This window comes from Saccharothrix sp. NRRL B-16314, assembly GCF_000716595.1.
GTDB lineage: Bacteria > Actinomycetota > Actinomycetes > Mycobacteriales > Pseudonocardiaceae > Actinosynnema.
This window is the reverse complement of sequence record NZ_JNXC01000012.1, coordinates 274,798-288,838: the sequence shown is the minus strand read 5'-3', so window position 1 is coordinate 288,838 and position 14,041 is coordinate 274,798. Positions and strand designations below refer to the sequence as shown.

Below are 14,041 nucleotides of genomic sequence, written 5' to 3'. Positions count from 1 at the left end.
GGAGTTCCTGACGATGTTCAACGGTCAGACCGGTGCGGCGATGTCGACGGTGAACTACGACCCGCCGCGCGGGACGGTGTCGTCGTGGGGTGACAGCTATGGCAACCGGGTCGACCGGTTCCTGGCCGGCACGGCGCGGCCTCGGGCACGGCGACGCCGCCCACCTGGGCGACCTCGACCCGTCACGACCGGGTCTGGAGTACTACAAGGTCTCCGAGGACTCGTCCAAGCCCGGGTCGTGGTTCGCCGACGCCCGCACGGGTCAACGCCTGTGGACCACTCCCACTGCCGGTGACAACGGCCGCGGCGTCTCGGCCGACATCTACGCGGGCAGCCCCGGTGCGGAGTCGTGGTCGAGCGCGGACAGCGAGGTGCGCAACACCAGGGGAACAGGCATCGGCCGCAAGCCGTCGTCGGCGAACTTCCTGATCTGGTGGGACGGCGACTCGTCCCGCGAGCTGCTCGACCAGACGAAGATCGACAAGTACGGCACGTCCGGTGACACCCGCCTGCTCACCGGCAGCGGCGTGGCCTCGAACAACGGCACCAAGGCCACCCCCGCCCTGTCCGCCGACCTGTTCGGCGACTGGCGCGAGGAGGTCGTCTGGCGCACCAGCGACAACAGTGCGTTGCGGATCTACTCCACCCCGCACCAGACGGACCGCCGCATCCCCACGCTGATGCACGACACGATGTACCGCGTCGCCATCGCGTGGCAGAACACCGCCTACAACCAGCCGCCGCACCCGAGCTTCCACATCGGGAGCGGCACCACGTCGGCGCCGTGGCCGGACGTGTACTACGCCCGCTGATCGCGCCCGCTGATCACCTCCGTGAACGCGGTGGTCCTCGCCACAGTTCGGCGTGGGCCACCGCTTGGCGGTGTGAGGTCGCCCGGAAGTGGGTACCAGTGCGGCGATCGATGGGAGCACACCATGGCGAAGCACCGACTGGGTCAGAGCGACGGCGGCCAGTGGGGCGGTCCCGATTTGGTGAACGGGGCCGAGGAAGCGCTGGTCAGGTCCGATGCGGACCAGACCGAGCCCGCGACCAGGGAGCGCGCCGACGACGACTAGGACGGTTCGAACACGAGGTCGAGGTCTTCGGTCACCGACCGCAGCGGTGTGACGGTCGGGTGACCACTCGCCAGTAGCGCGGCGTCGCTGCCCGGTGGCAGTTCGCCCTCCACGAAGACGGTGGCGATGCCGATCGTGCCGTCATCCGTGTGCTTCACCCGGCTCCGCACCGACCCGAACTCGGCGAGGCTCGCGCGGCGCGGTTCACGCGTGTCGGCGCAGTTCGGCACGTTGAGGTTGAGCACCGTGCCCGCGGGCATCGCCGCGAGGCGGTCGAACAGCCCGGAAGCGACCGCGATGGCGGTGTCCCAGTGGTGGTGGACGTCGAGGTCCAGGCCGACGTCGAGGGACACCGCCATCGCGCGTGCGCCGTTGATGGCGGCGGTCAGGGCGGCGCCGACGGTGCCGGAGTGCAGCACCGCCCGGCCGACGTTCGCGCCCCGGTTCACGCCGGACAGCACGATGTCGGGCGGGTCGCCGAACGCTCCCTGCGCGGCCACCATGGTGATGAGGGCCGGGTGCGCGGCGACGGCGTGGCCGGGTACTCCGTCCAGTCCGGGCAGGTCACGGCGTTCCACCCGGACCTTCCGGTGGTCCTCGGCGGCGGTGAGGCCCGCGCTGGTGCCGCTGGCCTCCGTGGCCGGCGCGGCGACCACGGTCGTCCACCCGTGCGCGACCGCACCGCGCGCCAGGGCGGCGAGCCCCGGCGAGTCGATGCCGTCGTCGTTGGTGATGAGCACCCTCATGCGTCCTCCCAAGGCGTCAGCTTCACCCGGTCGACCAGTTCGCGCACCACGTCACCGCTGCCGGTGCCCAGCCCGTGCCTGGTCACGTTGACCGTGCCGGCCGCGGCGCCGAGCTTCAGCGAGTCCTCGATCGAGCTGCCCAGGGCGAGGCCGGCGGCCAGCCCGGCGGTCATCGAGTCACCGCCGCCGCGCGTGTCGACCGGGCTCAGGTCGGGCACCTCCACCAGGTACAGGGAGCCGTCGATCCACGCCAGCGTCTCCTCCGCGGCCCGGGACACGACGACCGCGCTCGCGCCGCAGTCGGCGACCTTCAGCGCGCCCTCGACCAGGTCCGGCAGCCGGTCGGACCCGGCGAGCCCGTCGGACACCAACTCCTCGTGGCTGACCTTCACCACCGTCGGGCCGCCCGCGAGCGCGGAGGCGAGCCGGGCGCCGGACAGGTCGACCACCACTCGGCAGCCGTTGCCGCCTAGGTCCTTGGCGAGGCGTTCGTACACCGAGTCGGGCACCGGCGTGTCGTCCGCGGCCGGGCCGCTGAGCACCGCGACACCCGCTTTCAGCGCCTCGACCAGGGTCATCTCGTACAGGTCGTCCAGCTCGTGGCGGGACAACGGGTCGGCGGGCATCCGCACCACCTGGTCGCGTCCGCCTTCACGCCGGTCGTGCACGTACCCGCCGTTTCGGGCGGACACGTCCCGCGCCTTCAACTCGACCCCGATCAGGTGCCGCAGCACCTGGCCCGTCTCACCGCCCAACGCCGAGCACAGCACCACCTCGGCACCCAGGGATTCGATCATGCGCGACATCCACACCCCCTGCCCTCCGGCGTGGATGTGGATGTCGGGCGTGCCGTCCAGCTCTTCCACCGTCACCGTCAGCTCAGGCGACGGCGCGAACACCGCTACTCGACCCGTCATGACCGAGAGCTACCCGGTTTGACCGTGATCGAAGCCCGCCGGGGTGACTCAGAACTCGTGGGTGAACTCCTCCAGCACGGTGCCGGAGGCGTCCCGGACGATGATCCGCACCGGCGTCGGGCCCACGCCGTTCGAGGCGAGGTCCCTCAGGACCACTGAGCCGGCCACGGGTTCGGCGGTGACGTCGGGGCGGCCGGGGCCGACCAGGGTCACGGTCGCGACCCGCGGATCGGTGACCTCGGCGATCACGGCCTGCGTGCCGGACGTCGCGAAAGTCGTGCCGTCCCGGGTGGTCGGGACGAAGTCGTAGTGCATCAGCACGCCACGAACCGTCGCACCGGTGAAGAGCACCCTGCCCCACTCCGCGGCGTCGGGCCGCCGGAAGTCGTACACCGCGACGGTCCGGTCCTCACGGCACAGCAGCAGCAAGTCCTGGTAGTGGCCCAGCTGCACGGACTCGGTCGCGGTCAGGGCGATCGCCTGCCCGGCCCGCCACGCGGAGGGGTCCGCGACCGGCTGCGGCTGGTCGGCCAGGCACTCGCCGAGCCGACGACCTTCGGCGCTGCCGCGGTCCTCGGGGGTCACCGGCCGGTCGACCGCGGTCGCGGTCGGAGGTGGCGTGGTCAGCTCGAACTCCTGGACGAGTTCGGTCGAGGTGGCCACCTCGGGCTGGGCGACGACACCGTCGGCGACGAAGCCGTCGGGCATCAGGAACAGGCGGCCCGATCGGGCGACGATGGCGCGTTCGTCCTCCTCCGCGCGTGCGGCGAGGGTGAACGACCGGGCGTCGGAACCGGTGAACCCCGCCATCGACCCGGTCGCCGTGCTGAACGCGACGGTGAGGGCGCCGGGGTCGGTCCACGGCGACGACACGGTGACCGACATGGGGGTGTTCTCGCAGAACACGATCCCCGCGGCGGTCTCGAACGCCATCAGGTCCACCCGGTGCCGGGACGCCGTGGCGATCGGGGTCCACCGGTCGGCCGGAGGCAGGCCGGTCGACTGCGCGTGGCAGCGCCGCGCCGCGCCGTCCGGTGCCGAACCCTGGCGCAGGTCGTAGAAGACCGCCGCGTCGTGGTGGCGCAGCTCGGGGATCTCCGCCGACGTCGAAGGGGTCGTCGCGGTGGGGTCCCTGCGGTCGGTGAGCTGCACGGCCAGCCCCGTCGCGGTGACCACGGCGACGGCGATGGCGGCGATCTTGAGGGGCACGTGGCGGGGGGGAGGCGCGTCCAGCCCCGCCCGCAGGCGGGTGAGCGCGGCGGAACGCACGCCGTCGGGCAGCGGGCTGTCCGGGGGCAGGTCCAGGTCAGTCATCGGAGTCCTCCTCGAGCAGCGCGCGGAGCCGGGCACGGGCGCGGGACGTGCGGGAGCGGACGCTGGCCTCGGCGATGCCGAGCAGCCGGGCCGCGTCGGCCGTGGACACCTCGCCGAGCAGGCACAGCCGGACGACCTCGCGCTCGGCGCGGGGCAGGCGGTCGACGGCCCTGACCACGCGGCGCAGGCGGCGTTCGGCGAAGTCACCCTCCACGACCGCGTCGGCGTGATCGCGTTCGGCGGTCGTGCGGGACAACCGCTGGAGCAACGCCGTCAGGCGTGCGCGGGCACGTCGCTCGTCACGGGCCAGGCGGGCCGTGACGGTGAACAGCCACGGGCGCGCGGAGTCCCGCGTCAGCACGGCCCGGCCCCTGGTGCGCCAGGCGTTGAGGAACGCGGTCGACAGCAGGTCGTCGGCCTGCGCCCACGACGCCGTGAGCCGGTAGGCGTAGTTCCACACCGCCTCGGCGTGCCGCTGGAACAACTCGGTGAAGGCGGCGTGCGCCTCCGGTCCGTCGCCCGCGATCGTGTGCCACAATCCGGCGTCGGAGTCCGGGGGCGGGTCCGGTTTCGGGGGCGGACCGGTGTCGGGGGCGTCGGGCAAGGCCAACACCCCGACCGCATCCGTGGGAGCTTCCGTCATGCCTGGTATGAGGACACCGAGGGGTGCGCGCTGCGTGCCGTGGATCACAGCGCCGGGAGTCGGGCATCCTCCAGCCAGGAGCGGAAGAACAGGCCCAGCGGGTAGGCGGTGTGGCGTTGGGCCAACGCCATGAAATCACCGGTCGTCGCCGTGCGGTGACGATAGGAGTCCGTCCACTCGCGGAGGGTGGCGAAGAAGTCGGGATCGCCTTGGCGGGTCCGCAGGCCGTGCAACGTGAGCGCGCCGCGCTTGTAGACCCGGTCGTCGAACAGGTTCGCCACCCCGGGGTCGCCGATCCGGAGGTCCTGCGGTGCGCGGGCCAGCCGGGCGCGGGCGCGGTCGGCGAGGACGGCGGCGGTGGGGCCGCCGGAGCGTTCCGACCACAGCCACTCGGCGTAGCAGGCGAAACCCTCGTTGAGCCAGATGTCCCGCCAGTCGGCCAGGCCGACGCTGTTGCCGAACCACTGGTGCGCCAGCTCGTGCGCGACCAGCCGTTCGTGCCCGCGCTGCCCGTCGACGTGGTTGGCGCCGAACACCGACATGCCCTGCGCCTCGACCGGCACTTCCAGCTCGTCGTCGGTCACCACGACCTGGTAGGCGCGGAACGGGTAGGGGCCGAACAGCTCCTCGAACACGCCCATCATCTGCGGCTGCCGGGCGAAGTCGTGCCGGACGGCCCGCAGCAGCCGGGCGGGCGCGGCCACGTCCTGGCCGTCGCCCAGCGGCAGCCGCACGTACTGCCCGACCTGCACGGACGCCAGGTACGTCGCCATCGGCTCGGCCTGCTCGTAGACCCACGTCGTGCTGCTGCCCCCGCTGCGCCGCTCGACCTGCACGCCGTTGGCCAGCACCGTGTACGGCGACGGGGCGGTGACCGAGATCCGGTAGGTCGCCTTGTCCCGCACCAGGTCGTTGCACGGGAACCAGGACGACGCGCCGACCGGCTGGCTCGCCACCAGCGCGCCGTCGGTGAGCTGGTCCCACCCCAGCTCACCCCAGTGCCGGGTCCGGATCGGGCGTGCGACACCCGAGTACCGGACCTCGACGGTGAACGGCCCGTCCACCGGGCGCGTCGGGCGGACCCGCAGCTTGCCGCCGCCGTGCGCGTGGCGGGCGGGCCGGCCGTCCACCAGCACCCGGCTCACGGGCAGCGCGCCGAAGTCCAGCACGACCCGGCTCAGCGGCGCCGCCGTGACGGCGGACAGCGTCGCCCGCCCGCCCAGCCGCCCGGTGTGCGGCTTGTAGTCCAGGTCGAGGTCGTAGTGCGCGACCCGGTAGCCGCTGTCACCGTGATCGGGGAGGTACCCGGTCATCGCCAGGCGGAGATCGGGTTGCCCAGCCACCGCGTGCCCGCCGGCACGTGCTCGCCGCGCATCACCAACGACGCCGGGCCGACCGTCGCGTGCGCGCCGACCGTCGCGCCGGGCAGCACGATCCCGTGCGGGCCGAGCGTGGCCCCGTCCGCCAACTCCACCTGGTCCATGCGCAGGATCCGATCATGGAAGAGGTGGGTCTGCACCACGCACCCCCGGTTCACGGTCGCGCCGTCGCCCAACCGCACCAGGTCCGACTCCGGGAACCAGTACGACTCGACCCACGTGCCGCGCCCGATCCGCGCGCCCAGCGACCGCAGCCACAGCGCCATCACCGGCGACCCGCCCGCCGAGCCGACCAGCCACGGCACCGCCAGCACCTCCACGAACGTGTCCGCCAGCTCGTTGCGCCAGACGAACCCGCTCCACAACGGGTACTCCCGCGCCCGGAACCGACCGACCAGCAGCCACTTCGCCACCGCCGCCACCGCGCACGCCGCCACCCCCGCGGCGAGCAGCACCAGCCCGGCCAGCAGCGGCCACGCCCACAGGGACATCACGGCTCGCAGCGCGAACACGACACCCACGACCAGCGCGACGTGGCACATCACCGGCACGACCCGGCACAGCTCGACCAGCGCGCGGGCCACGACCAGCCGCCGCGGCGGGTCGAACGTCCGGCTCTGGTCACCCTGCTCGGCCGCGCGCGGCAGCTTCATCGGCGGCATGCCCAGGTACGAGCTGCCCGCCTTGGCCCGCTTCGGCGTCGCCGACAGCACGCCCACCAGCCCGCGGTTCGGCACCGAGCGGCCCGGCGCGGTCATCCCCGAGTTGCCCAGGAACGCCCGCTTGCCGACCCGCGCGGCGGCGATGCGGAGCCAGCCGCCGCCCAGCTCGTAGGACGCGACCATGGTGTCGTCGGCGAGGAACGCGCCGTCGCCGATCGTGGTCATCTTCGGCAGCGCGAGCACGGTCGACGCCTCGACCCGGCGGCCGACCCGCATCCCCAGCGCACGCAGCCACACCGGCGTGAACAGGCTCGCGTACAAGGGGAACAGCGCGACCCGCGCCATGTTCATCAGCCGTTCGGTGGTCCACGCCTGCCAGGCGATCCGGCTGTGCACCGGGTACGTGCCGGCCCGCAGCCCGATGCCGAGCAGCCGCACGGACACGAGGACCAGCAGCGCGTACGCGCCCAGCCACGCCACCGTCGCCAACGGCACGGCAGACAGCGCCGACCCGAGCGTCAACGGCCGGCGCACGACGAGCAGCACCGCGGGAACGGCCGCCGCCACCGGAAGCAGCCCCAGCGCGGACGTCGTCACCGCGTAGACCAGCTTCCACCACGACGACCGCGGCGGGCGCGGGCCGGGACGGCCTGCCTTGCCGTCGCGCGTCGCGGGCACACCGGCCCACCGCTGCCCCGTCGGGACCGAGCCGGTCACCCCCGAACCGGGCGCCACCTCGGCCCGCTTGGCGACCCGGGCACCGGGGAACAGGGTGCTGCGCGCACCGACCACCGCGCCCGCGCCGACCCGGATGCGCCCGACGTGCAGCCGGTCGCCGTCCACCCAGTGGCCGGACAGGTCCACCTCGGGCTCGATCGCGCTGCCCTTGCCGAGCTTGAGCATGCCGGTCACCGGTGGCGCGGAGTGCAGGTCGACGTCCGGGGCGATCTTCGCGCCCAGGGCACGGGCGTAGTGCGTGAGCCACGACCCGGCGAGGTTCGTCGCGCCGCTGAACTCGGCCAGCCGTTCGGCGGTCCACAGCCGCAGGTGCACGCCGCCGCCGCGCGGGTACGTGCCGGGACGCAGACCGCGCAGCAGCAGCCGCGCGCCACCCGCCGCGATGGCCACCTTGCCGGGCGGGCTGACGAACACGAGCCACCCGGCGGCGATCCACCACCACGAGACCGGAGTGGTGAAGCCGACGACGTTGCCCACCGCCGCCAGCGCGACCGACCAGCGCAGCCCGACCAGGCTCATGAGCGGGACCAGCAGCAAGGACTGGATCACGCCGGTCCGCCGGGGCGTCGGCACGACCTCGCGGGTGGCGGCGCGGTGGCCGCTCAGCTCGTCCAGCCGCGCGGCCAGCTGCCGCAGCGTCGGGTGCTGGTAGATGTCGTTGACCGAACCGCCGGAGTGGCGGGTCCGGATCGTGGAGACGAGCTGCGCCGCGGCGAGGCTGCCGCCGCCGTGGGCGAAGAAGTCCGCGTCGGGACTGGTGATGCGCGCGCCCAACAGCTCCGTCCACTGCTCGGCCAGCCACGCCTCGGTGCCGGTGAGCGCGTCCTCGGGCACTCCGACGTCCAGCGACGGCAGCGGCCACGGGAGCGCCGCCCGGTCCACCTTGCCGGACGTGCGGGTGGGCAGCGTGTCCACCACGGCGAGCAGCGGCACGAGGGCGGCGGGCAGTGCGGTCCGCAGCCGGGCCAACGCGTCCGCGTGGTCGAAGTCCGCCGGTTGATCGGAGTCCTGCGCGGCCACCACGTACCCCACGAGGACCTGGTTGCCGCCCTTGGTGGTGCGCACGGCCGCGGCGGCCCCGGCGACGGTGGGCAGCGCCTGCAACGCCGCGTCCACCTCGCCCAGCTCGATCCGCCGTCCGCCCAGCTTCACCTGCTCGTCCGCGCGGCCAAGGAACAGCAGGCCCTCGGGTTCGGCGCGGACCAGGTCGCCGCTGCGGTAGGCGCGGTCCCACCCCGGTCCGTACGAGGCCAAGCCGGGCATCGGCGCGAACTTCTCCGCGTCCTTGGCCGGGTCGAGGTAGCGGGCCAGGCCGACGCCGCCGATCACCAGCTCACCGGAACCGCCCATCGGCACGGGCGCGCCCGCGGCGTCGACCACGGCCAGCTCCCAGCCGTCCAGCGGCAGGCCGATGCGCACGGGACCGTCACCGGTCAGCCGTGCCGCGCACGCCACCACGGTGGCCTCGGTCGGGCCGTAGGTGTTCCACACCTCGCGGCCGTCGACGGCCAGCCGCTCGGCCAGCTCGGGCGGGCACGCCTCACCGCCGAAGATCAGCAGCCGAACGTCGTCCAGCGCGTCCACCGGCCACAGCGCGGCCAGCGTCGGCACCGTGGACACCACCGTCACCTCACGCTCGACCAGCCACGGCCCGAGGTCGAAACCGGTCCGCACCAACGCCCGCGGCGCGGGTACCAGGCACGCGCCGTTGCGCCAGGCCAGCCACATCTCCTCGCACGAGGCGTCGAACGCGACGGACAGGCCCGCGAGCACGCGGTCGTCCGGGCCGATCGGGTCGTCCGGCAGGAACAGCCGCGCCTCGGCGTCCACGAACGCGGCGGCGGACCGGTGCGAGACCGCGACACCCTTGGGCTTGCCGGTCGAACCGGACGTGAAGATGATCCACGCGTCGTCGTCCGGGCCGGGAGTGTCGAGCAGGCCCATCGGCGTGCCGCGAAGGTCGAGCGTCTCGCCGACCACGGCGCACACGTCCGCTTCGGTGAACACCAGTTCGGCGCGCTCGTCGGGATCGTCGGCGTCCACCGGCACGTACGCCGCACCGGCCGCGAGGACGGACAGCACCGCGAGGTACAGGTCGACCGTGCCCGACGGGACGCGGACGCCGACCCGGTCGCCGACACCCACGCCGGACGCCGTCAGCACCCGGCTCCGCGCGTCGACCTCGTCGAGGAGTTCGCGGTAGGTCAGGGACGTGGCGCCGTCGTCCAGCGCGGGGGAGTGGGGGTGCCGGCGGGCCGTGTCGGCCAGGACGTCGAGCAGGGTGCGCTCGGGCGCGGCGGCCTCGGCGCGGAACAGCGCCGGCGTGCCGATCAGGGCGGGGAAGGCGGTGTCGGGGGCGATGGTCACCGGCGGGCACCGGTGGGACGCGAACGCACTGTGTAGTCCTCCGAGGGTCGGATCGCTGCTCCGCACCCGGTGGGGGACCGGCCAAGCAGCCTCGGCGGTCGCAGCCACGAAACCGCCGACGTGCGACTTTACCCGCCATTCACGTGGTCGGTCGGTGAACGTGCCGCCAAGTGGGTGGTGTCACACAGCGTCATGACGGTGCGCGGAGCACCGGAACGTGACGGTCGCGCACCGGCGTCCGGTGGGCGTAGTTCCTTGTGCGCCAACGACATCACCTAAGACCTGGTCTCAGAACTTCAGGGTGTGGCACTGCGTAACCTGCCGGTCCTGGTCGTCGATCGTGGGCAGTCATGGCGAAGACGACGCAGCAGCGGCGGGTCGAAGACCGGCTCTGGGAGCTGATCGAACCCCTGATCCCCGTTCCGACCAGCGCCGCGCGGTCCGGGTGGGCGGCCCCGGATCGATGACCGTGCCGCGCTAGAGGGGATCTTGTTCCTGCTCGACACCGGCTGCCGCTGGCGAGACCTACCCGAGCAGCTCGGATGCGGTTCCGGGCACACCGCGTGGCGGCGGTTACGTGAGTGGCAGGACGCTGGTGTGTGGGACCGGCTGCACCAGCTCGTGCTCGACGAGCTGTCCAACATCGACGAGCTCGACTGGACCAGAGGCTGCATCGACGCGGTGTCGGTGCGGTCGAAAAGGGGGGCGAGCTGACCGGCCGCAGCCCCACTGACCGGGGTAAAGCCGGCTCCAAGTACCACGTTCTGTGGGACGCGAACGGGCTACCGCTGCACATCATGTTGTCGGCGGCAAACACCCACGACAGCATGCTGTTCGAGCCGCTGCTGGACACGAACCCGACCGTGCGTGGCCACCACGGCCGGGCGGGCCGGCCACGATGCCGACCGGACAAGTTGCACGCCGACAAGGGCTACGACTACCGCCGCTGCCGCCGCTACCCGACCCGCCGCGGTATCAAGGTCCGTATCGCCAGGCGCGGGATTGAGGGCAAGTCCCGCCTCGGCCGGGTCCGCTGGGTCGTCGAACGCACCATCTCCTGGCTGCTGCGGTTCGAACGCCTCGGGCTGCGCTACGACCGGAGCGAACGCACCACGCCGGCGCTACTCACGCTGGCCTGCACCGTGATCAACGTCCGCCGGCTCATAAAGATCGAGCTCTGCGACCAGGTCTAACGCATCCATTCACTCGTTGGGGATACATCGGTGGCTCTGTGTCGTCGGGTGGGGTGACTGGTGAGCTTCTGAGCGCGGAGCAGGTCCTCGGGTCGGTACGGGGCTCCGTCACCACGAGGGAGATCGATCTCCTGGAGGAGGCTGCAGCCGCGTTGCTGACGGCACCATCGACGGGGATGAACGAGCACTCTCGTCGGGAAGTGATCAGCCATCGGTGGGGCCGCCTCTTCAGAGGCGTTCGATGCGGTCGGCCTGCGGGCCCCGGTCGCTCTGACGCACCGCGTACCGGACCCGGTCACCCTTCTGCAGCGGCTCCGACCCCATGATCACGGACACGTGGGCGAAGAGATCGTCGCCGCCTGCGTCCGGGGTGATGAAGCCGAAGCCGCGGTCGCCGTCGTAGCGCGCGACGACGCCCTCGCCGCCTCGTACGGGCACGTCCCGCGCGGCCGGCCCCGCGGCCGCGGCAGGTGCCGACCGCTGCGGCGCCGTCTGGGGCTCGGCGCTCCGGACCAGGTGCACGTCGCGGGCCTGCGGGCCCTTGTCTCCACGAGCCACCTCGTAGGCGACGCGGTCGCCCTCCGCGAGCCACGTCAGCCCCTCGGCCAGAGCCTGGGCGTGAACGAAGATGTCCCCGGCGCCGGAGTCGGGGTTGATGAAGCCGAATCCCTTGTCCTCGTCGTACCAGGCCACCGTGCCGTCGGCACCGTCCGAGATACCAGCCGCAGCGGGTGAGCCGGCCCCTGCTCCCAGCGGGATCACGTGCCCGGCCTGCGGGCCGCGCTCGCCTTCGACGATCAGGAATGCCACCCGCTGCCCCTCGGTGACCACGCCGCCGGTCACGATGGCGGAGCTGTGCACGAAGATGTCGGCGCCGCCGCCGTCCGGCGACGCGAAGCCGTACCCCTTGCCCGGCTCGTACCAGTTGACGGTGCCGAGCAGGCCCACGGCGCTGCCGGTGGCCGCATCGGCGGTGACGCGAACGCGCAGCGCCTGGGGCCCGCGGTCGTTCTCGCCGACCTCGAACACGACGGCCTGACCCTCGCGGAGCACTTTCGCGCCGCCGTCCTCGACGATCTCGGAGGCGTGCACGAACACGTCCGGCGAGCCGCCCTCGGGCGCGAGGAAGCCGAAACCACGTTCGGCGTCGAACCAACGGACGGTCCCTTGCGGCATCAAAGGCTCCAGGTCGAGAGGGCGGGCACTGGCCCCCAGTCTCTCTGACGGACTTCCGGTCCGTCGGGCCGGGCCCACGGGCGGGCGGTGCGGAGCCAGGGGCGGGCCGTTGGTTCACCTAGCGACACGCCGAGCTTTGAGACCAGGTCTCAGGGCCGGGCAGTTCGACCGCGGCCGTCACGGGTCGGTGCGGCACCCCGCACCAGTGCCTCCGCGGCGCGTGCCGATCGGCGTTCACCGTCCCGCCCACCGGGACTCCCGGAGGGACGACCGCCGATCGCGCGGGAGAACGGGCGGGAAAAGGGGCCGCGCGCGCGGCCCCTCCCGCCCCCCGGGATGTCGGGCGGCGGCCAACCCGCCTGACCCGCCCGGCTCGTCCGGCAGTCGGGGTGCCGGACTCCCCTTGAGCGTCCCGGACGCGCGTGCCCGCCCGCATCGACAGACCTCCGTATGCGCCTCCGTATACGCGGACGTACACCTGTTTCCGTACGTCGTCATCGCGGATACGGATCGCGGTGGATGCGCGACGGTGGTCGATCACAGGAAAGTAGGCGCCGCAACCGCACCACCCGAGGAGACGATGTGCAGCTGACCGCGGAGTTCGCCCCGGACCGACAGGCCCTTGTCGGCGGTCCGCTGCGCGGATGGCAGCACCACGCGCACGAGGACGCGCTGGCCCGTCGCGGCCCCGTGCACGCGGCCGAACTGCCCAACGGGCTGGAAGTCCTCGTCACCACGATGGGCCTGGAAGCGACCAAGGCGCTGCTCAACGACGGCCGGATGGCCAAGGACGCCGCCTCGCTGAGGGCCGCGATGCAGGACCAGTTGGCGCGCAAGGGCAGGCCGACCGACCTGTCCCGGATCATCGGCCCGTCGATGCTCAACACCGACCCGCCGCACCACCGCAAGCTGCGCGCGCTCGTGTCGCAGGCGTTCACGTCACGCCGCGTCGAGGAGCTGCGCCCGGCGGTGGAGAAGACGGCCCGGGACATGGTCGCCGCACTGCCCTCGGACGCCGACCTGATCAGCGGCCTGGCGTTCCCGTTGCCCCTGGCGGTGATCTGCGACCTGCTCGGCGTGCCGGCCGACGACCGCGACCAGCTGCACCACTGGACCGCGGCGATGATGACCGAACGCCCCGAGCTCGTCGTGCCCGCGTCCGACGCCATGTTCGGCTACCTGGCCGGCCTGATCGAGCACAAGCGCGAGCAGCCGGACGACGCGCTGCTCAGCGCGCTGTCGCAGGCGCAGGTCGACGGCGACCGGCTGACCCCCGAGGAACTGCTGACCACCGCGATCCTGCTCGTCGTGGCGGGGCACGAGACGACGACCGGCCTCATCGGCAACGCCGCCACCGCCCTGCTCGCCACCCCCGGCGCTTGGGAGGCGTTGAACGAGGACACCGTGTCCGCCGCGGTCGAGGAAGCGGCCCGCTGGGACCCGCCGGTCCGCGTCACCCCGCACTACCGCGCCACCACCGACGTCGAAGTGCCCGGCGGCGTCATCCCGGAGGGCTCCGTGGTGATGATCGGCCTGGGCACGGCCGGCCGCGACCCGCTGGTGCACGGGCCGACCGCGGACGTCTTCGACCCGACGCGCGTGCCCGCGACCGGCAACCCGGCCCTGGGCCACGCGGCGTTCGGGCACGGCTTGCACTTCTGCCTGGGCCACCACCTGGCCCGGATCGAGACGCGCGCGGCGCTCCTGGCGTTGCGCGAACGCGCGCCGCGTGCCCGCCTCTCGGTGGACGCGGCGGAGTTGGAGCGCGGCGACAAGGTCGTGCCGAACACCTTCGCCGCCGTGCCCGCGGCGCTGGACGCGTAGAGCGAA

The 14,041-nt window shown here is 73.0% G+C and carries 10 protein-coding genes and 2 pseudogenes; 5 read left to right on the top strand and 7 right to left on the bottom strand.

Features of this window, described 5'->3' with window-relative positions; all coding sequences use genetic code 11:
* Nucleotides 1–13: 13 nt before the first annotated feature.
* The 3 genes and pseudogenes from OQ02_RS46950 to OQ02_RS43885 all read left to right on the top strand — a co-directional run.
* Nucleotides 14–76, top strand: a pseudogene (locus OQ02_RS46950) (hypothetical protein); the annotation flags it as partial.
* A 22-nt stretch (nucleotides 77–98) separates the two neighbouring features.
* The gene (locus OQ02_RS40185; RefSeq protein WP_051772547.1) at nucleotides 99–812 is read left to right on the top strand and encodes a rhamnogalacturonan lyase family protein; all 714 of its coding nucleotides are present in this window, start codon (nucleotides 99–101) and stop codon (nucleotides 810–812) included.
* Nucleotides 813–935: 123 nt separating this feature from the next.
* Complete coding sequence (locus OQ02_RS43885) at nucleotides 936–1,076, top strand: hypothetical protein (protein ID WP_156077157.1); 141 nt, start codon at nucleotides 936–938, stop codon at nucleotides 1,074–1,076.
* On the opposite strand, the gene surE is transcribed toward OQ02_RS43885, so the two are convergent.
* The 6 genes from surE to OQ02_RS20000 are packed head-to-tail and all read right to left on the bottom strand — an operon-like array spanning nucleotide 1,073 to nucleotide 9,842.
* The gene (gene surE, locus OQ02_RS20025; protein WP_033439967.1) at nucleotides 1,073–1,822 is read right to left on the bottom strand and encodes a 5'/3'-nucleotidase SurE; all 750 of its coding nucleotides are present in this window, start codon (nucleotides 1,820–1,822) and stop codon (nucleotides 1,073–1,075) included. The two genes, OQ02_RS43885 and surE, sit on opposite strands and share 4 nt — an antisense overlap.
* Nucleotides 1,819–2,739, bottom strand: coding sequence for a PfkB family carbohydrate kinase (locus OQ02_RS20020; RefSeq protein ID WP_033439966.1), 921 nt, complete (start codon nucleotides 2,737–2,739; stop codon nucleotides 1,819–1,821). The genes surE and OQ02_RS20020 overlap by 4 nt, the downstream gene beginning before the upstream one ends.
* A gap of 48 nt (nucleotides 2,740–2,787) precedes the next feature.
* Complete coding sequence (locus tag OQ02_RS20015) at nucleotides 2,788–4,053, bottom strand: hypothetical protein (protein ID WP_033439965.1); 1,266 nt, start codon at nucleotides 4,051–4,053, stop codon at nucleotides 2,788–2,790.
* The gene (locus OQ02_RS20010) at nucleotides 4,046–4,696 is read right to left on the bottom strand and encodes an RNA polymerase sigma factor (RefSeq protein ID WP_081915779.1); all 651 of its coding nucleotides are present in this window, start codon (nucleotides 4,694–4,696) and stop codon (nucleotides 4,046–4,048) included. The genes OQ02_RS20015 and OQ02_RS20010 overlap by 8 nt, the downstream gene beginning before the upstream one ends.
* A gap of 44 nt (nucleotides 4,697–4,740) precedes the next feature.
* Nucleotides 4,741–6,009: a M1 family metallopeptidase gene (locus tag OQ02_RS20005; RefSeq protein ID WP_033439964.1), complete on the bottom strand. Its 1,269-nt coding sequence runs from the start codon at nucleotides 6,007–6,009 to the stop codon at nucleotides 4,741–4,743.
* Nucleotides 6,006–9,842, bottom strand: coding sequence for a Pls/PosA family non-ribosomal peptide synthetase (locus tag OQ02_RS20000; protein ID WP_051772546.1), 3,837 nt, complete (start codon nucleotides 9,840–9,842; stop codon nucleotides 6,006–6,008). Before OQ02_RS20000 ends, OQ02_RS20005 begins: the two co-directional genes overlap by 4 nt.
* 350 nt (nucleotides 9,843–10,192) lie before the next feature.
* Between OQ02_RS20000 and OQ02_RS42500 the strand changes: the two are divergent.
* Nucleotides 10,193–11,035, top strand: a pseudogene (locus OQ02_RS42500) (IS5 family transposase).
* Between the two features lie 228 nt (nucleotides 11,036–11,263).
* On the opposite strand, the gene OQ02_RS46945 reads toward OQ02_RS42500, so the two are convergent.
* Nucleotides 11,264–12,211 carry a cold-shock protein gene (locus OQ02_RS46945; RefSeq protein ID WP_033439962.1) on the bottom strand — a complete coding sequence of 316 codons (948 nt, stop codon included), beginning with the start codon at nucleotides 12,209–12,211 and terminating at the stop codon, nucleotides 11,264–11,266.
* A 582-nt stretch (nucleotides 12,212–12,793) separates the two neighbouring features.
* Between OQ02_RS46945 and OQ02_RS19980 the strand changes: the two genes are divergently transcribed.
* The gene (locus OQ02_RS19980; protein ID WP_051772544.1) at nucleotides 12,794–14,035 is read left to right on the top strand and encodes a cytochrome P450; all 1,242 of its coding nucleotides are present in this window, start codon (nucleotides 12,794–12,796) and stop codon (nucleotides 14,033–14,035) included.
* Nucleotides 14,036–14,041 lie beyond the last annotated feature (6 nt).

Excerpts from the sequence above, each read along its gene's own strand:
- OQ02_RS40185 (WP_051772547.1), top strand. The coding sequence starts at position 99 with ATGGCAACCGGGTCGACCGGTTCCTGGCCGGCACGGCGCGGCCTCGGG.
- OQ02_RS43885 (WP_156077157.1), top strand. The coding sequence starts at position 936 with ATGGCGAAGCACCGACTGGGTCAGAGCGACGGCGGCCAGTGGGGCGGT.
- surE (WP_033439967.1), bottom strand. The coding sequence starts at position 1,822 with ATGAGGGTGCTCATCACCAACGACGACGGCATCGACTCGCCGGGGCTC.
- OQ02_RS20020 (WP_033439966.1), bottom strand. The coding sequence starts at position 2,739 with ATGACGGGTCGAGTAGCGGTGTTCGCGCCGTCGCCTGAGCTGACGGTG.
- OQ02_RS20015 (WP_033439965.1), bottom strand. The coding sequence starts at position 4,053 with ATGACTGACCTGGACCTGCCCCCGGACAGCCCGCTGCCCGACGGCGTG.
- OQ02_RS20010 (WP_081915779.1), bottom strand. The coding sequence starts at position 4,696 with ATGACGGAAGCTCCCACGGATGCGGTCGGGGTGTTGGCCTTGCCCGAC.
- OQ02_RS20005 (WP_033439964.1), bottom strand. The coding sequence starts at position 6,009 with ATGACCGGGTACCTCCCCGATCACGGTGACAGCGGCTACCGGGTCGCG.
- OQ02_RS46945 (WP_033439962.1), bottom strand. The coding sequence starts at position 12,211 with ATGCCGCAAGGGACCGTCCGTTGGTTCGACGCCGAACGTGGTTTCGGC.